Source organism: Pseudoduganella sp. GW821-FHT12E03 (genome assembly GCF_058807115.1).
In genome coordinates this window covers 573,203-598,006 of record NZ_JBXAQJ010000003.1, presented here as the reverse complement: position 1 = coordinate 598,006, position 24,804 = coordinate 573,203, and the positions used below count along the sequence as shown (strand labels likewise).

General features: G+C 59.9%; 14 protein-coding genes. 9 read left to right on the top strand and 5 right to left on the bottom strand.

What is annotated here, in order from left to right; translation table 11 throughout:
- Positions 1 to 8: 8 nt before the first annotated feature.
- Positions 9 to 2,402, bottom strand: coding sequence for a S9 family peptidase (locus tag AC1RRC_RS10350; RefSeq protein ID WP_493055370.1), 2,394 nt, complete (start codon positions 2,400 to 2,402; stop codon positions 9 to 11).
- Between the two features lie 267 nt (positions 2,403 to 2,669).
- On the opposite strand from AC1RRC_RS10350, the gene AC1RRC_RS10345 reads away from it, so the two are divergent.
- Together AC1RRC_RS10345 and AC1RRC_RS10340 are read left to right on the top strand one after the other, a co-directional pair.
- Positions 2,670 to 5,366, top strand: coding sequence for a hypothetical protein (locus AC1RRC_RS10345; RefSeq protein WP_493055369.1), 2,697 nt, complete (start codon positions 2,670 to 2,672; stop codon positions 5,364 to 5,366).
- A 21-nt stretch (positions 5,367 to 5,387) separates the two neighbouring features.
- Complete coding sequence (locus tag AC1RRC_RS10340; RefSeq protein WP_493055368.1) at positions 5,388 to 5,993, top strand: hypothetical protein; 606 nt, start codon at positions 5,388 to 5,390, stop codon at positions 5,991 to 5,993.
- A gap of 65 nt (positions 5,994 to 6,058) precedes the next feature.
- Here AC1RRC_RS10340 and AC1RRC_RS10335 read toward each other — a convergent pair whose 3' ends face one another.
- Positions 6,059 to 6,598 carry a hypothetical protein gene (locus AC1RRC_RS10335; RefSeq protein WP_493055367.1) on the bottom strand — a complete coding sequence of 180 codons (540 nt, stop codon included), beginning with the start codon at positions 6,596 to 6,598 and terminating at the stop codon, positions 6,059 to 6,061.
- A gap of 268 nt (positions 6,599 to 6,866) precedes the next feature.
- On the opposite strand from AC1RRC_RS10335, the gene AC1RRC_RS10330 reads away from it, so the two are divergent.
- From AC1RRC_RS10330 to AC1RRC_RS10315, 4 genes are all read left to right on the top strand, one after another.
- Entirely contained in the window at positions 6,867 to 7,880 is a 1,014-nt protein-coding gene (locus tag AC1RRC_RS10330; RefSeq protein ID WP_493055366.1) for an ABC transporter substrate-binding protein, read from the top strand.
- A gap of 10 nt (positions 7,881 to 7,890) precedes the next feature.
- Entirely contained in the window at positions 7,891 to 10,413 is a 2,523-nt protein-coding gene (locus AC1RRC_RS10325) for an ATP-binding protein (protein WP_493055365.1), read from the top strand.
- A complete protein-coding gene (locus AC1RRC_RS10320; protein WP_493055364.1) occupies positions 10,414 to 11,709 on the top strand; it encodes a sensor histidine kinase in 1,296 nt (431 codons plus the stop codon).
- Positions 11,710 to 11,813: 104 nt separating this feature from the next.
- Positions 11,814 to 14,186 carry a DNA polymerase II gene (locus AC1RRC_RS10315; protein ID WP_493055363.1) on the top strand — a complete coding sequence of 791 codons (2,373 nt, stop codon included), beginning with the start codon at positions 11,814 to 11,816 and terminating at the stop codon, positions 14,184 to 14,186.
- Positions 14,187 to 14,217: 31 nt separating this feature from the next.
- Here AC1RRC_RS10315 and AC1RRC_RS10310 read toward each other — a convergent pair whose 3' ends face one another.
- Complete coding sequence (locus AC1RRC_RS10310; protein WP_493055362.1) at positions 14,218 to 14,427, bottom strand: hypothetical protein; 210 nt, start codon at positions 14,425 to 14,427, stop codon at positions 14,218 to 14,220.
- A 238-nt stretch (positions 14,428 to 14,665) separates the two neighbouring features.
- A complete protein-coding gene (locus tag AC1RRC_RS10305) occupies positions 14,666 to 15,274 on the bottom strand; it encodes a PH domain-containing protein (RefSeq protein ID WP_493055361.1) in 609 nt (202 codons plus the stop codon).
- 497 nt (positions 15,275 to 15,771) lie between these two features.
- Here AC1RRC_RS10305 and AC1RRC_RS10300 point away from each other — a divergent pair, with 497 nt between their 5' ends.
- The 3 genes from AC1RRC_RS10300 to AC1RRC_RS10290 all read left to right on the top strand — a co-directional run bounded on the left by AC1RRC_RS10300 (position 15,772) and on the right by AC1RRC_RS10290 (position 18,616).
- Positions 15,772 to 16,533, top strand: a complete 762-nt coding sequence (locus tag AC1RRC_RS10300; protein ID WP_493055360.1) for a helix-turn-helix transcriptional regulator — start codon at positions 15,772 to 15,774, stop codon at positions 16,531 to 16,533.
- Positions 16,534 to 16,713: 180 nt separating this feature from the next.
- Positions 16,714 to 17,232: a hypothetical protein gene (locus tag AC1RRC_RS10295; protein ID WP_493055359.1), complete on the top strand. Its 519-nt coding sequence runs from the start codon at positions 16,714 to 16,716 to the stop codon at positions 17,230 to 17,232.
- Between the two features lie 487 nt (positions 17,233 to 17,719).
- Positions 17,720 to 18,616 carry a replication initiation protein gene (locus AC1RRC_RS10290; RefSeq protein WP_493055358.1) on the top strand — a complete coding sequence of 299 codons (897 nt, stop codon included), beginning with the start codon at positions 17,720 to 17,722 and terminating at the stop codon, positions 18,614 to 18,616.
- Between the two features lie 108 nt (positions 18,617 to 18,724).
- Here AC1RRC_RS10290 and AC1RRC_RS10285 read toward each other — a convergent pair whose 3' ends face one another.
- A complete protein-coding gene (locus AC1RRC_RS10285; protein ID WP_493055357.1) occupies positions 18,725 to 24,391 on the bottom strand; it encodes a sacsin N-terminal ATP-binding-like domain-containing protein in 5,667 nt (1,888 codons plus the stop codon).
- Positions 24,392 to 24,804: the final 413 nt, after the last annotated feature.

Genomic DNA, 24,804 nt, shown 5'->3' with positions numbered 1-24,804 from the left:
CAGACCGTTTATTTCTTCAGCGTGCTTTCAAACAGTTTATAGATGCGGCGGTACTGGTCATACCAGCTTTCCGGCTGCACGTAGGCGTGGCGTTCCAGCGGATAGCTGGCCAGTTCCCAGTTATCCTTTTTCAGCTCGATGAAACGCTGCGCCATGCGCACGGAGTCCTGGTAAAACACGTTGTCGTCCACCATGCCGTGGGCAATCAGCAGGTGGCCTTTCAGGTGCTCCGCATATTCGATCGGCGATGATTTTTTATACGCTTCCGGGTCCACGTCCGGCGTGTTCAGGATATTGGCCGTGTATTCGTGGTTGTAGGTGGTCCAGTCCGTCACTGGGCGCAGCGCCGCGCCGGCCTTGAACAAGTCCGGCTGGCGCAGCAGCGCCATGAACGTCATGAAGCCGCCATAGCTGCCGCCATAGATGCCGACGTTGTCGATATCGCCCTGGTGGTTGGCCGCCATCCACTTCGCGCCGTCCACGTAATCGTCGAGTTCCGGATGGCCCATCTGGCGGTAAATCGCCGTGCGCCAGTCGCGGCCGTAGCCTTTCGATGCGCGGTAATCCATGTCCAGCACGATGTAGCCTTTTTCCACCAGCAAGTTGTGGAACATCTGTTCACGGAAATAGTTCGGGTAACGGTTGCTGGTGTTTTGCAGGTAGCCCGCGCCGTGCACGAACAGGACCACCGGGTATTTCTTGCCTGCCTCCAGCTTGGCGGGACGGTACAGCTTGGACCAGATCGGGCCGCCGCCATGGGTGGACGGCACCGCCACCATTTGCGGTTCGATCCAGGTGCGTGCCTTGTAATCCGGCGTGCGGGTGTCGGTCAGCTTGACGGTGGCGCCGCCGCCGTTGGCGCCGCTGATGGCGACGGTGGCCAGTTGCACCGGCATGTAGGACGACGAGTAATGCACCAGCAGCTTGCGCTCGTCCGGCGACAGTGTGAATTGCTCCACGCCGCCATTCATGGCGGTGGCTTCACGCACGGCGGCGGTTTTCGCTTCCACCGCGCATACTTCGTAGGTGCCCGGCGTCTTGCGGTTGCACATCAGGTAAGCGGTGGCGCCGTCGGCCGACCATTTTACGCCGGACGCTTCCCAGTTGCCGGACGTCAGCGCGCGCTGCTTGCCATCGGCGCCCAGGGTATACAGGTGCGAATAACCGGTTTCTTCGGACAGGAACCACATGGTTTGGTTATCGGGCAGCCAGCCGAACTCGTTGTAGCTGTAATTGGTCCAGGCCGTATCCGACAGGCGGTGCACCGGTTTCAGCTTGCCATCGGCCAGGCCGACGGTGGCGATCCAGCGGTCCTTGTTGTCGACCGAGCGCAGCATGACGGCCACCTGGGCGCCATTGTCAGTCCAGGCAATATCGTCATCGACGCGCACGGTGCGATTCCCCTTCAGCGCCGGCAGCTTTTGCGCTTCGCGCAGCGACGCCAGCGGATCGACATTCACGCCCGGCAGCACGTCATAGCTCAGGTCGGTGATGGCGCGGGTGTGCAAGTCCACCAGTTTCAGCGATTGCTGCTTCGGCAAATCGCGGCCCACGCGGGTGCGTTCGTCATCGAATTCTTCGTAGCCGGACTCCGTCACGTAGCGCGGCATTTTGCCAACGCGGCCTTTGTCGCCCTTGGCCGACGTGATGACCAGCAGGTAGCGGCCGTCCGGCGACAGCGAGGTTGAATCGATGCCTTCCTTGTCGCCCAGGTACACCGGGCCCGGCGCACGGGTGCTGTCGGCGCGGCGTTCCTGTTCGGCGCGCTCGCGCAGCGCGTCGCGGTCATCCTTCTGGCGCTTCAGGGTGGCGATCAGGCGCAATTGCATGTCGCGCAGCGCATTGTCTGACTGCGCGGCATCCGGCTTGGCGGCCGGGTCTTTGGCGGCCCGTACCAGCGCCAGCGGCGTCACCAGGCGGTCGGCGCGGTTCCAGCCATACCAGTCGCTGCCCTGGCGGAATTGCACCGACTTGCCGTCGGCCGCATAGCGGGCAAACGAGGCCGGCGGCGTCGCGCCACGGGTGATTTGCGTCAGCGCACCGGTTTTCAGGTCGCGCTCGAACAGGTCGCCGCTGCGGAACAGGATGGCGCGCGTATGGTCGCGGTTATAGATGACGGTGGCGGAATCCTGGCTGGCCAGCTCGGCGTCGCCGACCTGGCGCGGCTTCACGTTGGCCGATGCGCCTGCTTCAAACGTGTCGCGCAGCGGTGAACCGGTGCGCTTTTGTTTGTAAAACACGTGCTTGCCATCCCAGCTCCACCATGCGGTTTCAACAGGAGTGCCGATCCAGTCCGGATGAGACATGGCCTGGTCCAGGGTGATCGGGGTTTGTGCCGCTGCCGGGATCGCCAGCGCCGCGCACAGTGCCGCGCCCAGCGCGGTAAGGGAAAAAGTTCGCATCGGAGAATTGGGTCGTTACGAGGGACAGGCCAGGGTTACCGGCCCGGATCGGGCATTCTAGCGCAAGTGCCTGCTGGCAAATGTATAAGCATGTAACAGCGGTCCGCCGCGCACATTGGCGGATCAGGCCGCCGTCGGGAATGTTGGCAACCAGATCACCGGCCCCGGCCACGCAGGGCCTGCCCATGGCGAACCACGGGCGCGGCGCGGGATGGCATGCGAAATGCACCGGGACGGGTGTCGCCACCTCCGGGGAAAGGACCCGCCATGCGAAACCTCCCATTTGCCGCCTTTGTGCTTGCGCTGTTGGCGGGACTGACCGCCTTGCCCAGCCAGGCGTTTTGTCCGAAAAACGGCTTGCTGTGTTCTGCCGTCGCCAAGTCATCCGGCAGCCTGACGCACCAGGACATCACCCAGCGCGCCATCGAAGCGCTCGATAAACGGTACTTCGGTGTCGGAAAACTGACCAAGCCGATGCAGACGGCGCTGGACCAGATCATTGAAGCCAATGCCAAGGTGGACGATGACCAAGTCACGTCCGCCAAGCATTTCGATGGTGAAAATGGCGCGGGCGGCCAGGCCCGGCTGGCGATCCTGAAAGCCAATGTGATCGCGGCGCTGCAGGCGAATCCGATCAACGCCACCGGCGCCCGTGCCAACCTCGGCAGTGCGCTGCACACGATCCAGGATTTTTATTCGCACAGTAACTGGGTCGAGCAGGGCAATGCGGGCGCCCATCCCGGTGTCGGCCGCCCCGGCGCGCTGGCCTTTGCCGGGCCGCTGGCCACCACCTGTTCCGGCTTCACCAATACCGGGGCGTTTTGCGCGAACTCGTCGAACCTGGCGACCACCTTGCTGACCAGCGGCTATTACGGCGGCGAAGACCGCATCAAGCCGGGCGCTTTCAAATGCAGCCACGGCGGGCCGCTCGACAAGAGTTCGCCGTCCAGCGATCCGATTGGCTACTTCCGCGAAGGCATCAACAAGGACACGCGCTATTGCGACTTGTCGCCGCACAGCGGATTCCACAACGCCGCCGCCACCGCGGCGATTGCCGCCACCCAGCAATTCGTCGAAGACATCAAGGCCATGATCACGGTGACGCAATTGAAAGCGCTGCTGGGCGCCGGCCCCACGCTGGCGTTCGCCATCGACACCACCGGCAGCATGGGCGGCATCATTGCCGGAGTGCGCAATTCCGCCATCAATATCGTCAACCGGCGCCTTGGCACCGATGAAGAACCGTTGCAATACGTGCTGGCGCCATTCAACGACCCGTTCACAGGACCGACCACGTCGACCACGGATGCGAACACCTTCAAGGCGTCGATCAGCGCGCTGGGCGCCTTTGGCGGCGGCGATTGCCCGGAACTGGCCATGACGGGCATGTACAACGGCTTGTCGCTGTCGAACCCCAGCGGCAGCCTGTTCATGTACACCGACGCCTCGGCCAAGGATGCGGGACTGGCGGGCGCGGTGATTGGATTGGCCAAGGCGAAGGAAATCAAGGTCTTTGCCATCCTGTTCGGCAGTTGCTCGCCGATTGAACCGGGCTATCTGCAACTGGCGACGGAAACCGGCGGGCAGGCGATTTCCCTGTTTTCCTCGGAAGCGGAAAATGTCACGGTGCTGGCGGACTTGCTGGGCCGGAATAACGCGGTGCAAATCCTGTCCGTCAACGATACGTATCCGGCGCCGAAAACACATACCTTCCCGGTCGATGCCGGCATGACGCAGCTGACGGTGTCCGTCAGCTCGATTGATTACCTGACCCCTGCGGTGACGCTGGTGCGGCCAGACGGCGTGACGGTGCAGGCGTCCGACGCGTCGACTTACCTGACACTGACGGGCGGCGTGATTATCGCCATCGATGCACCGATGCGGGGCCGCTGGCAATTGCAGGTGTCCGGCTCACCGGGCCTGACATATGTGAACGTGGGCGGCAGCGCGGATTTGTCGTTCAGCTCGTTCAAGCTGGCCACGTTTGCGGGGCAGCCACCGCACCAGGGCCTGTTCGCGCTCGATGGCGAGCCGGGGCCGGGCCAGAGCCTGTATGCGCTGGCGTCGTTGACGCCGGGCGCGGCCGACGCGGCCTTCACACTGCGCCGCAAGGATTACACGCCCGTCATGCCGCTGCCGCTGGCGCAGGATGAAACCGATGCCAATAAATGGTTTGGGCCGCTGACGGTGCCGGCGGAACCGTTCCTCGCGTACGTGACCGGCATGGACAGTTCCGGCACGGAATACCAGCGGGTCGTGAGCCAGATGGTCTCGCCGCAGCAAGTGGCGATCCTGGCGCCACCGCCGCAAGACTTGCGGCCCGGCGTCACGGCGTCGCTGGTGTTCCAGGTGCGTAACATGGGCGCGCGCGACACGTTCAGCTTTACCGCCACCGATGACCAGCATTTCATCACATCGTTCTCCCCCACCGTTCTGACCCTGGGGACTGGCGAAACCGCCAACGTCGTGGTGCAATTGCAACCGCCAGCTGGCACGGCGGCAGGGGTGGCGGACACCATCACGGCGGCGGTGCAAAGCACCATCAATGTCCTGGCGCGCAACAGCGCCACGGTGACCAGCTTTGTCACGGGCGAGCCGCAAGTGGCGGGGCGGCCCGACTTCATTGCCGACATCGTGGGCCAGGAAACCGTGGCGCCCGGCATCACGGCGGTCGACCTGCGCTTCACCAACACCGGCGTTGGCACCGCGCGCGATGTGACCCTGGCCGCGCTGCGCACGCGCACGCTGGCGGGGACGGGCATGGCGACCTTGAATACCGCCTTGTCGCCGCCATTACCCTTCGTGACGCCCAATGTCGATGTCGGCAATTACTTCACGGTGCGCCTGACCTTCAATACGCCACCGGGCTTGCTGCGTTTCTCGCTCAGTGAAACCGGCACCGTGTCCGACATTAACGGCGCGACGTATTCCTATTCGCATGCCCAGGCCATTGCGCCACGCTAAGCCACGCTGAAAGGGAACATCATGAAATCCTTGAAATCGATGCTTGCCGCAGTCTTGTGCGTATTGATGCTGACGCCATCCGCCCATGCACTGCCGTTCATGTATACCTTCGGCCTGTTGCCTCCCGGCGGCATGGTGTCGGGTACGCCGGGCCAGCTGGTTGGCTGGGGCTACACGCTGACCAACACCGATGCCGATAACTGGTTTGTGCCGACCCAGCTGAGTGCGTCATCGTTTGCATTGGGGACACCCGATGCCGGCTATTTTGATTTCCCCATCCTGGCGCCCGGACTGGGCGCATCGGTGGTGTTCAACCCGGCTGCAGGGCAGGGCTTGTTTGGCTTGCAGCTGCATCCGGGTGTGTTGCCGGGACAAAGCGAAAGCGGCCAATTCACGTTGGCCGGCGAATGGTGGAGCGGCGATCCGTTTGGCGGTGGCATGTTGCTGCAGCCCGGCGACCGCGTGAGCGCGCCGTTCGCCGTGCAGGTGACGGGGGGCGCGACCCCGGAGCCGGCCATGTGGCCGTTGCTGTTGGCCGGGCTGGTGTGGCTGGTCGTCAGGCCGCCGCTGACGCCGCCGCACCGGGGGCGTCTGCCACTTGCGGCCCGTGTTGAAGGCCGGCCATAACCGCAATGTGCCGCCAACGTGCCGCCAACGTGCGCCTGCACCGCAGCCGCACGCCGGCGCGGCCGTCAAGCCGGCGGGCGCATGGCGGGCAGCCATTGCGCCAGGTCTTCCGCCAAAGTGGCGGCCGCCGCTGCCGACGGGGTGGCGGGCTCGATATTCCAGTACCAGCCGGGGCCGCTTCGGCCCAGCAAGTGGAAGGACTTGCCACGGCGGCGGCGGACGTGCGCCTGGACGATGGACAGCGCCGTGCCCGCTGCGCGATGCGCCGCCAGGTGTACGATAAATTGCGCCGCGTATTCCCCCGCCTGGGCGCCGGGCTCGTGCCAGTAATAATCTTCGTCCGGCAGCAGCAGTACGTCATGGCGACGCTGCCCGGGCGGCAGGGCCAGCCATGCTTCGCGCTCCGCATCGGCCGGCAGGCCCGGCGCGGGTCGCAATAAATGATCGGGTGGGAACAGCGCCGCGCCAAACGGTATGGCCATCCGGTAGCGGTGGCGGCGCGGATGCGCGCCGGGCAAGTGCGCCACGGCGGCGAGCAGCGCTTGCTGCGCATCCGCAGGGGACAGGGCCAGCACCAGCACTGCCCGCGCATGGCGTGCAGCCATTGCCCGCACTGGCATGATCGGCGGGATTGCCGCCATCAATTGCAAGGCGGGGTACAACGTCAGGCGTAACAGTTGCCGACGGCATTCTGTCCTGGACTTCTTCATTCAGCCATGCTACCCCTTTTACGGTGTAATCTTGGAAACTGCGTGTGGAACTAGCGGGAAGAAAGCCTTGTGTTGCTTTTGTTACCGGGCAACAGTCGCGGTTTGCCCACAGTATTGATTTTGTGTAACCTTGAGCGGTTTATTTCCCTTGTGGGAGGGCCCTGTGCTGGACAGGACGCTGCAACGCCGATTCGTTGCGCTGGGATTGGCGGTCGTGGTGGCCGCGGCGGGCGCCTATGCGTGGCGCGAGCGTGCGCCTGCTCCCAGGCCCGAGGAACCTGTCGTGATTGCCATCAGTTCCGCTTACGTTGGCAGTTGTCCCGTGGTGGCCGCGCACGAACAGGGTTTCTTCAAGCGCGCCGGGGTGGCGGTGCAGCTGCAGCCCCACCCTAGCGGCAAGGTGGCGTTATCGGCGGCATTGCAAGGCAAAGCCCAGCTGGCCACAGTGGCCGATATTCCCCTCATGTTTGCCGTCATGGAACAGGAACCCGTTTCAGTGATCGCGACGATCTTTAAATCGGACCGCGACCACGGCTTGCTGGCCCGGCCGGGCAGCGGGGTGACGGGGCCGGCCAGCCTCAAGGGCAAGCGCATCGGCGTCAGCTTCGGCACCTCGGCGCATTTTGTGTTGAATACCATGCTGAACCGCCAGTTGCTGGCCGCCACCGATGTCACCTTGCACAATATGCCGGCCGATCAGTTCGGTCCTGCGCTGGAAAAAGGGGATGTGGATGTGGTCTCCACCTGGGAGCCTTACCTGGGTATCGTGCAGAGCCAGCTGGGCGGCAAAGGCAGTGTTTTTTATGCGGAAGATTTATATGAAATCCCGTACAACCTGGCCGGCAGCAAGGAATATGTGGTCAGCCATCCGGAAACCCTGCAGAAAGTGTTGCGCGCAGTGATACAGGGCGCGGCTTGGTGCCGCGATGATCCCGCCGCTGCGCAAGCCATGGTGGCCGCCCTGATGAAGCCGCAGGGCGACAAGTGGCGCACCTTGTGGCCGACTTACCGCTTTGGCGTCAGCCTGGACCAGGGCTTGCTGCTGGCGCTGGAAGATGAAACACGCTGGGCGCTGGCCAACCGCCTGGCCAGCGGGCCGATGCCCAATTACCTCAATGCCATTGATTTCAAACCGCTGAAAGCGGTTGCCCCCGGCGCCGTCACCATCATCCACTAGCGGAGACTCCATGCGGCTGGCGACGCGGTTCAAACTGATGGGGTTGCTTTCAGCCCTGATCGTTGCCATGACCGTGGCCATCCTGCTGACCAGCGCCGAGCGCGTGCGGCGCGAAGTGCTGCGCAATGAAGCGGCCAGTGAAATGGTGAGCGCGATTACCGGCTTGCGTTTCCTGACCATGGAATATGTGCTGCGGCACGAAGAGCGCACGCTTACGCAATGGCGCATGCGCAGCGCATCGCTGGCCAGGTTGCTCGACGAGGCGTCGCGGGCCGGTTACCGCAGCGATGCGGCGGTGGTGGCGGGCTTGCAAATCACGCTCAGCAGTATCGATAACCAGTTTGAGCAACTGGCGGCGCCCCGTTCGTTTGCGCGTGATGCCGCCGAACAGGCGATCGCAGCAAGATTCGAGGCCCACCTGTCCGGCCAGATCACCAACCGCATGCAAGGCATGATTGCCGACGCCATGCGCCTGTCGGCTGACAGCCGCGCCGGTGTGCTGGCGGCGCAGCGGCAGGAGCAGGCCGCGATGCTGGGCTTTGGCGGCCTGGTCATGCTGGCGGTGGCGGTGGCTTCGTGGCTGGGTTACTGCGGCGTGGTGCATGCGTTGCAGCGCTTGCGCGAAGGCACCCAGCGGGTCGGCGCCGGCGACCTCGCCTACCGCGTGGATATGCGGGAGCGCGATGAAATCGGCGAACTGGCGCAAGCTTTCGACAGCATGACGGCGCGCCTGATGGAAACCAGTGTTTCGCGCAATGAACTGGCGGCGGCCAATGCCGCGCTGCAGTCGGAAATCCGTGAACGCCAGCAAGCCGAGGGGCGCAACCTGGACCAGCTGGCGCGCTTGCGCCTGCTGCACCAGATCACCCGTTCGATCGGCGACCGGCAAGATTTACGCAGCATTTTCCAGGTCGTGCTACGCTGCCTGGAAGACCAGTTGCCCATCAACTTCGGCTGCGCCTGCCTGTATGACCGGGACAGCGGCCATGTGATGGTCAGTTGCGTCGGCATGCACAGCGCTGCGGCGCTGGGCCATCCGCTCAGTGAGCGGACCGTGATCGAACTCGACGGGGCTGGCCTGACGCGCTGCGTCCAGGGGGAATTCGTGTACGAAACCGACATTGCCGAAGCCGATACGCCATTTGCCCGGTTGCTGGCCGCCAGCGGCTTGCGTTCGCTGGTGCTGGCGCCGCTGCCGGTCGAGGGACGGGTCGCCGGCATCCTGGTGGCGGCGCGGCGCGCACCCGATGGTTTTTCCAGCGGCGAGTGCGATTTCCTGCAACAGTTGAGTGAGCACGTGGCGCTGGCCGTGCACCAGGGCGAACTGTACGTGGCGTTGCAGCGGGCCTACGACGACATGCGCCAGGCCCAGCAAAAATTCCTGCAGCAGGAACGCTTGCGGGCTCTGGGACAGATGGCCAGCGGCATCGCCCACGACATCAATAATGCGATTTCCCCGGTGGCGCTGTACACGGAATACTTGCTGGAATCGGAGGCCGGGCTGAGCCCCCATGCGCGCCATTGCCTGGAAGTGGTGCGGCGGGCCGTGGACGACGTGGCCGCCACGGTGGCGCACATGCGCGAGTTTTACCGCACGCGCGATGCGCAATTGCCGCAATTGCCGGTGGCGGCGGGGGAATTGCTGCAGCAGGTGGCGGACCTGACGCGTGGCAGCTGGCACGACATGCCGCAGCAGCATGGCGCCACGATCCGCCTGACGGTGGAAACCGTGCAGGATTTGCCGGCCTTCATGGGCGTCGACAGTGATATCCGCGAAGCCCTGACCAACCTGGTGCTCAATGCGGTCGATGCGATGCCGGACGGCGGCCACCTGATCCTGCGCACACGCCTGCTGGAGCTGGGCGGACAGGAAGGGCAGGGGGAGCGCCGGATTTGCATCGAGGTCAGCGATACCGGAGTCGGGATGGATGAGGCGACGCGGCGCCGTTGCCTTGAGCCGTTCTTTACCACCAAAGGCGAACGGGGCACCGGCTTGGGGCTGGCCATGGTGTACGGCATGGTTGAGCGCCATGGCGGCCATATCGATATCGTGACGGCGCCCGGCAAGGGCACCACGGTGCGGCTGGCCTTTGATGCGCCGCCGGCGCCGCCATTGCCCGGCCTGGCCCAGGCGCGTGGCTCGCGCGCCGGACACTTGCGCATCCTGGCGGTCGATGATGACCCCAAACTGCTCAATTCCCTGCGCGTGATCCTCGAGCGTGACGGGCACCGCGTGACGGAAGCCGATGGCGGCCAGGCCGGCATTGATCTGTTCCGCAATGCGTACGATAGCGGCGAACCCTACGCGCTGGTGGTGACGGATCTCGGCATGCCCTATGTGGACGGCCGCAAGGTGGCACAGGCGGTCAAAGCCCTGTCGCCCGCCACGCCGGTGCTGTTGCTGACGGGGTGGGGGCAGCGCATGGTGGCGGAAAATGATATTCCAGTGCATGTGGACAAGGTCTTGGCGAAGCCGCCCCGGCTGGAAGAATTGCGCATGGCGCTGGCGGAATGCTGCGGCGAGGAGGTTTGAATGGCGATACGGATGCTGATAGTCGACGATGAACCGGCGCAAATGCGCGCGCTGTGCGACACCCTTGGCGCGCATGGCTATGAAACCATCGGCCGCGGTTCCAGCGAGGCGGCGTTGCAGGCGCTGCGGGCCGATTCCTATCAGGTACTGCTGGCGGACCTAATGTTGCCCGGTATGGATGGCATTGCGCTGGTGCAGGCCGCGCGTGCGCTCGATCCCGACCTGGCGTGCGTGATCATGACGGGGGAAGGGTCAATTTCCTCGGCGGTGCAAGCCATGCAGGTCGGGGCGCTCGACTATATTTTGAAACCATTCCGCGTGTCGGTGATCTTGCCGGTGCTGTCGCGCGCACTGGAAACGCGGCGCTTGCGCATCCAGAATGCCTTGCTGGAAGGGCGGCTGCGCGAACATGCGGTCCAGCTGGTGCGCATGAACGACGAGCTGCGCTCGGCGCAGCAGCAGGCGAACCGGGCCAACCAGGCCAAGTCCACTTTCCTGTCGCACCTGAGCCATGAGTTGCGCACGCCCTTGAATGCCATCCTCGGCTTTGCGCAAATCCTGTTGTCGGAAAAACTTGCCTCGACCGACGCGCAAAAGCGGCAGTTTGCCGTCAATATCCTGACCGGCGCGCGTCATTTGCTGAAGCTGTCCAATGAAGTGCTGGACCTGGCAAAAATCGAGTCGGGCCGGCTGGTGCTGGACCTGGAAGCGGTGAACGTGGGGGAGATCATGGAAGAATGCCGGGTGCTGGTCGATCCGCAGGCGCAATTGCGCGGCATCCTGATGCGCAGCACCTGCGCCGAGCACCTGTGCGTGCGGGCCGACCGGATGCGGCTCAAACAGGTCATGATCAATTTGCTGTCCAACGCGGTCAAATACAACCGCGACCATGGCGCCATCAATGTGCAATGCACGGAGTCGGGCCAGGACACGGTGCGCATCGCGGTGCAGGATACCGGCGGCGGCCTGTCGGCGGAACAGCAGGCCGCGCTGTATCAACCCTTCAACCGGCTGGGACAGGAGAGCGGCAACCAGGATGGCAGTGGCCTGGGCCTGGTGGTCACCAAACACTTGGTGGAAAAGATGGGCGGCGAGCTGGGCGTGGTCAGCACGGTGGGACTTGGCACGACATTCTGGCTGACCTTGCCGGTGGCGCCGCCAGTGGTGATTCCGGCATTGGCGGTGTTGCCCACCGTACACCAGGACCATGCAGGCACCCCGGCGCCCGAAGCCGGCCCCGTTGCGGTTGCCGGCGAGGCTACCCACCCCGCCCCTGCGGCGACGCCAAACCCGTAGGGCAGTTTTCGCGGCGCGAAAGCTGCCGTGCCTGTACAGGATGGTTGACTGTGTATGCATACAGTATAATGCGGCCCGACGTCTTCAACTTTCCCTGACACCCCGTGGCACCGACTGCTGGCTTTATCCTGACCCGCCATTGGCGCGACGTTCGGCACAATGGCCGGCCCGGCACGGAAATCGAATTCTGGCTGGCGACCGATGACGGCCCCCGCAAGATCCGCCTGACCGAACAAGTTTCCGTGGCCTTTGCCGAGGCGGAACTGCGCGGCACGATCGAGGCGCAACTGGCGCCGGACGCCGCCATCGCGCTGCGCGACTTGCCCCTGAAAACATTCAGTGGCGCCCCCGTGGTCGGACTGTATGCCAGCCAATACCGGCAACTGACGGCGCTCGAACGCAACTTGCGCGACCGTGGCATCAAGCTGTATGAAGCCGATGTGCGTCCGCCCGAGCGCTACCTGATGGAGCGGTTCATTACCGCCGGCGTGCGCATCGAGGGCGGCGTGGAGCAGGGCCAGGTCATCACCGATTGCAAGCTGAAGCCGGAACCGGCGTACCGGCCCGCGTTAAAACTCGTGTCGCTCGACATTGAAACCAGCGCGTACGAAGACTTGTATTCGATTGCGCTGGAAGGCTGCGGCCAGCGCCAGGTGTATATGTTGGGAGCGGCCCCGGAGCATCAATCGGAACTCGATTTCGGCCTCGAGTATTGCGCCACGCCGCGCCAGCTGATTGAAAAGCTCAACGGCTGGTTCCAGCGCCATGATCCCGATGTGATCATCGGCTGGAGCGTGGTGCAATTCGACTTGCGCGCGCTGCAAAAGAATGCGGACAAACACAAGGTTGCTTTGCTGCTGGGCCGCGAAGGCAAGCCGATCGACTGGCGCACGCACCAGGCGCGCGACGGCTATGTGTTTGCGTCGGTGCCGGGCCGGATTGCGATTGACGGTATCGAGGCGCTGCGCGCCGCCTCGTGGACGTTCCCGTCGTTCAGCCTGGAAAACGTGTCGCAAGCCATGCTGGGCGAAGGCAAGGACATTGGCGACGCCTACGACAAGATGGCGGAAATCGAACGCCGTTTCCATCACGACAAACCGGGCCTGGCGTATTACAACTTGCGCGACTGCGAACTGGTGACACGCATCTTTGCCAAGGCGCGGCTGATGGAATTCATGCTGGAGCGGGCCCACGTGACGGGCTTGCAGGCCGATCACATGGGAGGTTCGATTGCCGCGTTTTCCCACCACTATCTGCCGCGCATGCATCGCGAGGGATATGTCGCGCCGAATACCGGCGATGTGCCATTCAGCCCTTCGCCGGGCGGCTTTGTCATGGATTCCAAGCCGGGGCTGTATGACTCGGTGGTGGTGCTGGACTATAAAAGCCTGTACCCGTCGATCATCCGCACCTTCCAGGTCGATCCGGTCGGCATGATCGAAGGCCTGGCCGGCGATGCGGACGCCGCCATACCCGGTTTCCGGGGCGCGCTGTTTTCACGCGAACATCACTGCCTGCCCGCCATCACCACGCAATTGTGGCAGGGGCGCGATGCCGCCAAGCGGGAAAAAAATGAACCGCTGTCGCAAGCGCTGAAGCTGTTGATGAACTCGTTTTGCGGCGTGCTGGGTTCGCCCGATTGCCGTTTTTACGACCCGCGCCTGGTGTCGTCGGTGACCATGCGCGGCCACGAAATGATGCGCCTGACGCGAGAGCTGGTGGAAGCGGAAGGGTATGACGTGATTTACGGCGACACGGATTCGATTTTCATCTGGCTCAAGCGCTCCTATTCGAACGGTGAGGCCGTGGCCATTGGCGAAGGCATGGCGCGCAAGATCAATGCGTGGTGGCAGGCGCGCCTGCGCGACGGCCTGGGGCTGGAGAGTTGCCTGGAAATTGAATTCGATACGCATTTCCAGCGTTTCTTCATGCCCACCATCCGTGGCACGGACCAGGGCAGCAAGAAGCGCTATGCCGGGCTCACCATCAATGGCAAGGGCGACGAGGAAGTGATTTACCGGGGCCTGGAAGTGGCGCGCAGCGACTGGACGCCGCTGGCGCAGCAATTCCAGCAAGGCTTGTTCACGCGGATCTTCAAGCTGGAACCGTATGAACAGTATGTGCGCGATTACGTGCGCAAGACCGCGTGCGGCGAACTTGATGCATTGCTGGTGTACCGCAAGCGCTTGCGCCAGCGGCTCGATGAATACCAGGTCAATGTGCCGCCGCAGGTGCGAGCGGCGCGCATTGCCGATGATGTGAACCGCTCACTGAAACGCCCGTTGCGCTACCAGAATGGCGGCTGGATCAGTTACGTGATGACGGTCAATGGTCCGGAACCATTGGAAGCGCTGCGGTCGAAAATCGATTACGAACATTACCTGGGCAAGCAATTGCAGCCGATTGCCGATTCCATCTTGCTGCCGCTGCACAGCAGTTTTGCGCGGCTGACCACGCGCCAGGCAGACCTGTTCTGACGGCCTGCCTTGGTGCGTTGGCAAGCGGGGCTTATTCGCCCAGCGCGGCTTTCTCTTCAGCGGTCAAACGCTTGGCGGCCACCACCACGGTCGCCACCTCATCTTGCTGCACCGTCGCCACATAGGCGTGAGGCGCCAACGGTTCCAACAGGGCAGGCACGGCAGCGGTTGCAGCGGCCGACGCACCAATCAGGGCCAGGGCGCCGAGGAAGATGAATTCCATGTGTTTGCTGATGTTCATGCTGTTCTCCTTGTCGAAAATGTTCTCTGTTGAAAACATTATGCGGCGACGCAGCATATAAATCTAATTTTAAGTTTCGATATGGTCCATTCATAAATCGAATGACAAAACACTAATTTTTTATTGTAGTTATTCACATTCCATATATCTTGGGCGAAAAATAAGCCGGATCGGCGTGGACCGATCCGGCTTGGAAATAGCTGGCCCGGTTAAACCAGGCCTGGTGTCGAGCGTGCTGTCAGTTATGGATGTACTTGGTAAACACGTCGCTGAAATCGCGCTTGGTGTGCGTGTCGAACATGGCGGTGTTCAACGCCGTCAGCAGGGCGCTGTATTGCGTGACGAGGCCGCCTGCATCGGGGGCGATATTGAGCTTGTGCACGGACGCGGTGGCTTCCAGCGCACGCAGCGCGTTGTCGCGGCAGGCCTGGTCGCGCCGCTGTTGCTTGCCGATCGTGATCAGCGCCTTGTAAATGTCCTTCAATTGTTCGATGAAGGTCTTCTTGACGTCGATGGAGAACTTGATGCCATCGAGGTCGAACTTCAGTTCGATATCCATGTCCAAGGTGCCGGCGGTTTCGATGCTGACACCGGAGAATTGGTGGGATGAATAATCGTAGCGCTTGATCGAACGCTTCGACGACACGGCCGAGTCGCCGTCCACATGGATCAGCGCAAGGTTGGTGAAGCAGTACTCGTCTTTCTTGCTCTTGATGAGGAAGAAAATCTTCTCGCCGTCTTCACTGAACAGGTAATCGTCCGCGTCGACCTTGCTGTAGTCCTCAGGTCCGACGATGACACCGATATCGCTGATGCCCAATGCTTCCGCCGCCAGTTTCTTGAACATGGTACCCCTCCCCGTATGGTTAAGAGAGGGTATCTTAGCATTAGATTAATGCGAGGAAAGTGCTTGGAAAGAATGGTCGGGGTGAGAGGATTCGAACCTCCGGCCTCTACGTCCCGAACGCGATTTCTATGGCTAAAATGCTCGATAAACGGGTAAGGCGACTATACATGAATCCTTTTTAATCAACAAGTTATACATAATTTCGCTTCCATTCGCTTCCTTTCGTTTCCATGCAATTCTGTGGCAGTTGCCACAGAATTGCCACAGGATTGTCATGGCATCGAGCTCAATCCCGGTCGTTCTTAATATAGGGAAGTGGCGCCGTGCCGTACTCGACGTGATTGATGAATTGTGTCGATTGCGGCCATCACACCTGCCTCAGAGTTCGTGGCAGGTGCTTTTTGATGCTTGCCACTGCATCGTGTATCGCAGATTCTTCCACCGCCGAATATAACTACGCTTGCTATCCAAGTTACCCCCCTAACTTGGATAGCAAGATGACCGTTACGTCCCATCTACCAATGACTAAAGACGAAGTGGCAGCAACTCTTCGGATATCGAAGCGCTACGTTGAGAAGCTCGTCAGTTCCGGCGCAATGCCGGCATGCGGCCGTATTGGCGGCCGCGTTTGTTGGCATCCGGAAGTGTTCTATGCCTGGCTGGACAACGTAATGCGGCCTGAGCCTGGTGCCGAAAAATCGGCAGAAAAAGTAGATGAGATGCGATTCGTTAAGCCGTTTGTACTAATGACCAAAGCTGAAGTAGCAGCTGCTCTTCGGGTATCCAAACGCCAAGTTGAGAAGCTCGTCAAATCCCGCGCCATGCCAGCACCTGGCCATATTGGCCGTCTTGTCTTCTGGCATTCAGAAGTGTTCTTTGCCTGGCGGGACAGTGCGATGCGGCCGGAACTGGGTGCCGACAAGTCGGCAGGAAAACTTGATGAGAGTAAGCACCCAGGTATTACGATAGCCGCGCCAGACCATGCCCATTCAGCGCACTCCGCTTTGGTCGCTAAGACAGCAATCAGGCCTGAACGGAATCACGTGCAGCCTATCAAGGCAGCGCTGCCAGACCATGATGGCGAAGTGGAACCAGAGCCGCCCGTAAGAAGGCAGGCCACAGAACTAGAGATGACTCAAGTACAGCATTTCGAGATATTGGTGCAACGCCCAGCAGGTGGTCGAACAAAAGGTTCGCACACCAAGCGTCTGAAGGCCCGGCAGGCAAAAATTTTGCATTTGTCAGATGCCCATGGGTAGTCAGCATTGCTGCGGTCGCCTGGTCGTCTACGTATCAGACGCATCTTGCCGTATATCGTCATTGCGTGCCATCTATGCGGGCCGGTTCGCGGTGTTCAAAAAATAAAGGCACTTTCTATATATCGATAACCAATCTCTGGTGCCGTACCGGAGATGGGAAGACCTTTATGGAGAAGCACTATGCATTTCGAAAATCAATCGTCTGACCTTCCATGCGAACTTGGTGATGAAGAAAATTTGAAGCAAGGTCCCGAGCTGTTGCGTGCGATGGGGTATAAGGCCATTACCGCATACGTCCCTGGCGAGCAGCTCCAGCGAGAGCAAACCGACCGTTCAAAGGAAGTAGAAAAAAGCCGGAAAAAAATATTGGCGACACAGGGAGTCGGGCAGGTCAATGTGCAATCCACGACAGACATTCACCCGGTTCTAAAGAGGATAGGGAAAGAGAACCGGTCAGGCCGTAGTCTGCCTGAAATTTTGAAGCAACTGCTGGCGGAGCTTGAGCCCGCAGTTGGGGAAGTGCAGAACGATGTTGTGCCCGCGAGCATGCAGTCGGTTGGGTATCCGGCCACATCCGACCTAGCCATCAGCGAATCCGAATCGGGCGAACCTCAACAAGTGAATGGCGTCGTTGCTGCCAAGTTGACCACCATAAAGGGGTGGTGCCGGCAGATTGCTATTTGGCTGAGGATGCTCTGAACTATTTAGGGTTGTGCGTCTAAGAGTGGTCTGGCCCTTCGGACAAGGAGGGCCAGACCACTACCGGCGGATACCCCTTGCAGGGGCGCTGGGCAAAAAATAAAACCATTACGTATACGAGGTTTCTACAACCACCTCGGAGATGCCATGGCGCTTCACAAGCAACACCGCCAACAAACCTGTTCTCGCACGGAGCAACAGCCCAATTACACCTACGAACCAAGCCTGGAAGCATCGATTGTGCTTTCTGTTCCTGCCGTAGTAGGCCAATCTCAACGTGGATGGCCGTCCCTCGGGATGATGCATCAAGTGGCCGCGGTTGATGCCATGGGAGGGCCTGCAGTCCTACAGCAGCAGGCGTCGTTCGTCAACGCAGTACGTACAACCTAACAGGAGAGCCCCGGCCTGCGGAAGAGGACATCACATCGGGGATTTGCAGTACTTGGCCATCATTACATAGTAACGCACCGCCGGGGCGAAAGCCCCGATGGACATACAATCAATCTTTTGCGACAGGTTGCCTCGCAAGCCATCCTGTTCGAATGACCCGACCTGCGGCACGATGCAGGTGGCGCAAGCAACAGCCATAGAGTACAGCCATATCCAGTTCAACCGACCCAAGCTGGTGAGTTGGCTTGCTTTCGATTTGGACTATCCGAAGGCTGCGTTCGCGTGGGAAGGCGCAGGTCTTCCTCGGCCGACTATCGTTGTCGTCAATCCCGTGAATGCACATGCGCACATTTTCTACGGATTGGTCGCTCCAGTTAGTCGCAGCACCTCCTCGCGGCAACAGCCTATTAACTATTTGAAAGCCATTGAGGTGGCTTTCAAACTCAAACTCAAGGCAGACCCTGGCTATACCGGCTTTATTGCGAAGAATCCCTTTCATCCTCGTTGGAAAACGATTTGGGGGGCGCGACTCTATGAACTGGGGGAGCTTGCTGAGTATGTGGACTTGCCGAAGCAGTTGCCCAAACGCTCAGCAGGTGACATGGCTGGCTACGGCAGAAATACTACGCTGTTCGAGCAAACCAGGCTGTGGTGCTACCGAAATGTGTTGGCACGCAAGAGCGCTGGATTCTCGCATGACAGGTGGTTTGACGAGGTGCTGCTGCAAGCCTCCGAAGAAAATAAATTCACTCCACCGCTTCCATTTTCCGAGGTGAAGAGCATTGCTAGCAGTCTTGCAAAGTGGACATGGCAGCGCTTTACAGCCGCGGAATTTTCCAAAATTCAATCTGCACGGGGAAAACTTGGTGGGCGTCCGAGGACCACGACCAAGGATGGGGAGCCGTGGAAAGAGCAGGGCCTGAGCAGGTCTCAGTACTACAAACTTCGAAAGAAGTATGAGAGTTTGCAAGTTACTACTGACGTCGGAATGTGAAGGAGGTGGTGTGCCTCGTGTACACCACCTCCGACGCGCAATAATTTTGGCGGAGTAACCGGGTGTTAGCGGCGGTGTTCGTGCGGATGACCTCAGCGCTCGTAGGTCTCAGGTTGAGGCGGAGCCTGGACGATATGTAACCCGGGCTTCTGCCTCATCAATCCGAAAGAGACCCTCGCTGCTCGGGTCATATGGGTTCGGCAGGACCACTGCACTTGGTGCGACGCTGAGCGCGTTCTTGACGTGCACAATCAGGAACGTCTCTTTTCGACTCTTCGTCTTGCCGGCGATAGCCATTGCCAATGCGATTTCGGAAGACCCGAGGCTGAAGATGTCAGCATCACCTTGGGTGGCTTTGACCTCCACCCTATACTGCCGACCTTTGGCGGAAAATTTGAAGTCGCAGCCAAACCCATCATCCGCTGGATTGCCTTCGTAGACGTACCGACTGTTCTCCGAAATCCACGCTGACGCTGACACGGCTTCCTCTCCATACCGTAGTCTGAGCATCCGAAAAACATACATCTCGCCCGCTAAGCCAACCGCTTGGTCGACAGACGTCGGTTGACGACGGCGCCTGTTTACAGTGGGTACTTTGTTCCGAGTCAAGGGCCGCTTCGTAGGAGGCTTGGTGAGTGGTGCGGTTTCATCCAGATTGAGTGAAGTGGCCGATGATAGTGCCAAGTCGGGAAGTTCTGCCGTCAGAAGTTCCCAAAGGTTTTTTAGATTTCCCTCCGAAGCATCAAACTCTTTGCCGCAGACCTTCACTATGTTTTGGCGCCGCGCCGCTGCCTCCCGCGCGGAGCGCAGCCTGTCTTCGGAATTTTCAAGCTCCTGGTCCGACACCTCAAGTTTTAACCGAAGCTCTTCGAATGACGTCGCGCTTATCAAAGCAACAGCAAAGTTGCCATCGTCGTCCGGGAACGCCGCAGCGAAAGAGTGCCTTAGCATCGCAAATATCTGCTCAGGACTCCAATGAGCGACGTAGGCACTGCTGTGCAGTTCCTTGGCGAGCGCCTCAAGCACATGGCCCACGCAGCTTTCCCAATCAGGTGGGCCTATCTCACGCTTGAGCAGCCAAGCTAGTCTGATACGGTCTAGCTGCCTTATCGCAGCCTGAATAAGAGCGGCATTGGAGCGTCCTACTTCATCGGGGTCGACGTTTAGGTCCACTCCTGCAGTTTTCAAAGCCCAAGTTAACTCGCTCACGTCTTGCGAAAGTGGGAGCAACTCCAGTAACTCGGATGTACCCAGCCAACGGGTAAACAAGGCCCCGAGCGCAGCCGACACATCGGCAAACTCGACTCGCCAACCTGCCTTCGCTAAAGCCTGACCTTGGCCCAAGGCTCCGTACTCAGAACAAAGCGCTGAGTAACCTATAGAGGTCTTGCCGCCGGCTAAGGCATGACGCGCAACTCTCTTAGCAACCCAGTTGAGCTCTTCAATAACGGCATCAAACTGGAACCGCCACGCCTTGTTCTCTATCTCGGACAGCTGCAACGAGTGCAGGGCTTCGTTCCAAGCTGAAAGCGGTGGAAATCCGGGCCAACGTTCCGCTAAGGCGCTGCCGAAATCGAACATGTCGTTGGTCTCACGCGCCAGCTCAAAGAGCTCCTGACACTTCGATTTATCGAACCCACGTTTCTGCAATGCTGTCAGCAGTTGCTCTTCCGATGCTGCGGCCTCAATATCCGTGATATCTTGCGAGCCGATAGCTCGGGCGAGCACCCTCGCGTACCGAACTACGTGCCCAACATCACCGCGAAGGTGCTCCAGAATGTGGTGAATCTCTTCTTCGCTTACGGAGCCAAGTGGCTTCAACAATTTGTGTACATCGGGCGGGGCGTCCGGAAGATTGTCAACGGTGCTGAGCAGGAACCGTATTGAGAGCTGCAAATCTTCGCGTTCAAGCGCGTGAGCGAGAGCAGGGCTCAGGTCAGCCAACTGCGTCCTGCATGAGTCATCAAGCAAAAGGGTTTGTGACCTAGCATCCCACAGGCTAGGCACACGTTTTGCCAAAGTTTGACCATCAGGTCGTACAACCGACAGTTCCAGCCCCTCAACCCAAGCGACTTTGGCTGAAACGAGCGTCTCATAACGCTCGCGAAAAGCGCTGGTATGCACCGAGCGCCCTTGGCTAACAAGCACCAACAGTGGGGTGATAAGCCAGGATAGCTCGCTGTCCGAAAGCAGTATACTTTTTTCATCGCTCCAAGGCACACCGCCAACTGTGGGACGAACCAACATTTCCGAGGCGAACTGTACGGCCGTTGCGTAATTGCTCAGAAACCACTCGCGCAACCGTTGGGCTACCCGGGGTAACATTGCGAGCACAGGTATGCCTAGGTCTTCGAGAATCCCCGAAAGTGCGGCTTGGTCAGGAAGCACGACAGGCGCGTGCACAGTTGCTTGAATACGTTGAAGGCCCCGGTCACGACTCTTTACCGGTAGGAATTCCAATGCTACGGAAGTATCGTCGGGTCGGAACTGCTCCCAAGCGTCCCTTAGTTGGCCAAGCAGCACATTTGTGTCAGCAACAGTCTCGCTGCCAATCGACGCGGTGAGCGCCTTTAAAAGTTCCGTCCCTGAGGTATCGTCGCGACCGTTGAAAACGTTCATGCCCAACGAACGAAGTTCGTCAACGAGACCAACTCCCGCCACAATCTGTGCCGCAGTTGCTGCCGGTAGCGCGCGCAGGTGCGCGTAATGCCGAGCTCGGCTCGCCAAAGTGTCAGCAGGAACAAGCCAGCGCTCCCAGGGGCGATTCCAGGTGCGGCTGTTGTCGTGGACGGCCATCCAAGGGTAGGTTTTCAGAAATAACGATAAAGGGGACTCGAACCGGACGCTTGCACTCAGGCCTTTAATCTTCGAAACAGCACAGACTCTCCAACTAGCTGCCGTCCACTTCGGCAGAGCCCGAAGCAACAAATGTGAAAGGTCTTCCTTTTGAATCTCGGCGAGTGATTCGTATTCATGAAGGCCGGCAAAGGTCCACATCGATTCCACAAGGTATTCATAATTGCCAGTGAAAGGTAAACGCAGGTGCCGATTCGCCAAGACAACCTCGCTCCATAGAGTGGAACTGAAGCCCGGTACAGGCCCCGAGGGAAGGCGTAGAGTTCCGGAACTGTAGAATGAGCTGGCCCAGTCTGAAGACGCGACCTCATGTAAAGTTAGAAAATCTGATGCGCCGCCCTTGAGCAGTAGGTCCTTGTTGGCTGCTGCGCCAAGGTCCGGGTACGCAGAATCATTGCCTGGCAAAAGCAGACGCGCGAAAATTCCCCTCCCGATGGAGGACGACAAGGCGCCCAGATAACGGTCCAGCACATCTCCGTCGGGGTCGGACCAACCCGAGCCGAAGATGCTGTCCTTCAGCTTGAACCAGCCCCCACGGCAAGGCGCAGGCAAGTCGCGCAGCAGCTTGAATGTTTCCGGCGCGCCACGCCCTCTGGCCACGATGTTGCGCATCAGGCGCATACCCCACGAAAAGATGTCTTGGCACTTTCTTGCATCATTATTTTCATGTCGCACAGGCAGCTGTGGCGTCAGCCGGCGCAGCACGTCGGTGAATATGGTCTCCACGCGGAACGGCGTTACTAAACCTTGGCTACCAAGATACTCACGCACGACGTTCTGAGAATTGCCTTTTGTATCGTACAGCTCAATTTGGTCACTCAGGAAAGCGACGCTGCTCCTCAGGGTGACGGGGACCTCGCTCGTCGCGCCGTCAGTGTCTACGTCCCCGGCATCGGGTGTTCCTTGGCGGGGCAGGAAGAACACTTTGGCTCCGCCTTCCACCTGGTGGAGTTCACCATCCGCACCAAGCAACACCTTCGTACGAGCGAGCTCCCGCTGCCCGTTTGGCAGTAGTGTGACGACATCGCGCCAGAATGCGTTCCAATTCCCCCCCTCGCGGCACATCTCTTCTGCGACCGAGGCAGCCAGCGTGGCAAGCACCTTTATCGACATCCGCGTGGCTCCTGGGCCGCAGAACTGTTCTTTCAGTAGCTCGAATTGTTTAGCGCGCCTTCGAGACAAGTTCGGGTGCACAAGCGGGACTGAGGCGAGGCGCCTCACTAAGTCCTCGGTAAAAAGTCTGCACTTCGAGAGGTCGGGGAGCTGGAACGCATCTGGCAACGCAACCCACCCTCCTTCGGTCAATACAAGGGGCGCAGATTTAACATCGACTTGAGCCCTGGAGAGGGCATTCTTCATGTGCATGGACCACGCCTTGCCAGGCTCATCGCTAGAAAGAGGGCCCATAAGGTCGAGGACGGCTTGTCCTGCGTCAGGTGTACGTTCCGACGTCTGAGCCAACGCTGCGTTCAAGGAAAGGTCTACAGCCACATCAACGAGGTGACGGTTGTATTCATTGTCAAACTCGATGGACGTGCGACTCATATCGCCATAAAACGGCGCATTTACGTGCACTGCGCTGCCGGTAAGCTCGCGCGTCGGCAGGTAGATACTGAAGCACCCAGCGTCTTGCTCGCCCCCGCTTCGTATCGCGATACTGACTTCTGCGTCCTGCATCTCAGGCCATCGACCTGGCAACGCACTTAACGCCGCTCTGACCTTCTCCGGAGCGTTCGCAATCTGAAAGCTCGTTCGCCAGAGCAAATAGTCCCGTTGTGTTCCTAACGGTTCGTTGAGAGTTACGTGCGTTCCGCCCAGCGCATCTTCCGTAACGGTGCGGTGAAATGTGTGCTCGACTGCCGTGCTTTGACGAATCGTGAGCTCACGCAGGTTCCACAGGAATAGGCAAGTTGACGGGTCCAGGGACGCCATCTTCTGCTGCACTTTTTGCGCAATTTGTGGAGACTTAAGCGGAAGGCGGACTACCGTTGCAAAACCTGCCTCCTCTAGTTCTTTGAGCGCAGAACTCTCTCGCTCCCTTATCGCGACAGGAAGAAGATATGGTGAAAGAAAGCGCACCTCTTGTGCCAGCCATTCTCGGCCCATTGTCGCCACCCGACTGCGATATTGGGCGAGCATTTCGGCAGACCAGTGCTGAACCAATGGTGCGCCCGACATTTTCCAGACTGGAATGTCTTCACCAAAGGCGAGTTCCATCATTGGTTCAACTAGAGACGCTACCGTTGAGGGGCTAAACGCAAAGCAATAGCCGCCCAAGAACGGACTGCCAGCGCTTTGGCGGGAATAGATTTCAGGGCAGTCAGTGAGCTCGAGAACGCTTCGGAAACCAATTCCCTTGTTTCCGATGCTCTTCTGCGGGTCCTTGTCGCTCTGCCCGAGTGCCGAAATCCTTTCGAAGTTCGAATGGGTGAAAGGCTCCCCGTCATTGGCGACGAAAAGAGTTCCATGCTCGGAATCGCTCTGCTCAAAGCGGATATGGATTCTCCCGCCGTTGGGTTCCTTCCCCAAGGCATCATGCGCGTTCTGAATGAGTTCAATAAGAAAACGACCGTGGTACTGATGCTCAACCTGCTCGGTCAGGTTGTGCATACTTCGGTAGTTTGAGATTCCTTCGGCGAGCTCCGTCAGGAAGACCCTCACTTTTGAGCAAAGGTGCGCAGTAATGTGGTCAATCGCAGCCGGCGTTCCGCCCAATGGTTTTGTGACTTCAAACACTTTTCTCTCCAGCGACTCGTTTTGGCACAATTTTTCTTTAGATATGAGCGGCTGTTTTGGCCGAACTCGGCCGACGTCCAGAGGATAGCATCTTGCCCATCTGAAACATACGAGAAATCTCACACTATGAAGTACGTTGCCGTTAGACGACGTTCGGCACGATGGTGAAGCTGCGTCAGTCATGGAGGTCTCTGCAGCCGACTTGGTCCGGGAAGCTAAAGCTGTGGTCCTTACGCCTGAGCCGGACTCGGCTTTGTGCCAGTAAATCATAACGAGCATGGTGTCTAGGTCAGCCTTTGACCAGCTTTCTGGCCAATGGCTTTCAGAACGTCGCGCAGGCGCAGGTGCAGGCCTGGACACTGCAATTTGTAGCCTGGTACAACGGGACTCTCCGGGATAGCGCCTTGGCCAATGTGACGCCAAAACAGCGCCATACCGGCACCGTCAACTCGATACTGACCCACCCGCCGCCGCGACGTTTATGCCACCTGCCCAGCAACACTATCCGCTGCGCTGGAAGCGCCATACACGGCCTTGGCTGGTGCCGAATGAGGTCTGGCTTAACCCGCCATCTAAAAAGGACCAACGCATGGCTG

Coding starts and splice junctions, on each gene's coding strand:
- AC1RRC_RS10305 (WP_493055361.1), bottom strand. CDS start 15,274: ATGTTCAAGAAACTGGCGGCGGAAGCATTGGGCATCAGCGATATCGGT.
- AC1RRC_RS10335 (WP_493055367.1), bottom strand. CDS start 6,598: ATGGCTGCACGCCATGCGCGGGCAGTGCTGGTGCTGGCCCTGTCCCCT.
- AC1RRC_RS10300 (WP_493055360.1), top strand. CDS start 15,772: ATGACCGTTACGTCCCATCTACCAATGACTAAAGACGAAGTGGCAGCA.
- AC1RRC_RS10285 (WP_493055357.1), bottom strand. CDS start 24,391: ATGACTGACGCAGCTTCACCATCGTGCCGAACGTCGTCTAACGGCAAC.
- AC1RRC_RS10350 (WP_493055370.1), bottom strand. CDS start 2,402: ATGCGAACTTTTTCCCTTACCGCGCTGGGCGCGGCACTGTGCGCGGCG.
- AC1RRC_RS10295 (WP_493055359.1), top strand. CDS start 16,714: ATGCATTTCGAAAATCAATCGTCTGACCTTCCATGCGAACTTGGTGAT.
- AC1RRC_RS10325 (WP_493055365.1), top strand. CDS start 7,891: ATGCGGCTGGCGACGCGGTTCAAACTGATGGGGTTGCTTTCAGCCCTG.
- AC1RRC_RS10345 (WP_493055369.1), top strand. CDS start 2,670: ATGCGAAACCTCCCATTTGCCGCCTTTGTGCTTGCGCTGTTGGCGGGA.
- AC1RRC_RS10340 (WP_493055368.1), top strand. CDS start 5,388: ATGAAATCCTTGAAATCGATGCTTGCCGCAGTCTTGTGCGTATTGATG.
- AC1RRC_RS10290 (WP_493055358.1), top strand. CDS start 17,720: ATGGACATACAATCAATCTTTTGCGACAGGTTGCCTCGCAAGCCATCC.
- AC1RRC_RS10310 (WP_493055362.1), bottom strand. CDS start 14,427: ATGAACATCAGCAAACACATGGAATTCATCTTCCTCGGCGCCCTGGCC.
- AC1RRC_RS10320 (WP_493055364.1), top strand. CDS start 10,414: ATGGCGATACGGATGCTGATAGTCGACGATGAACCGGCGCAAATGCGC.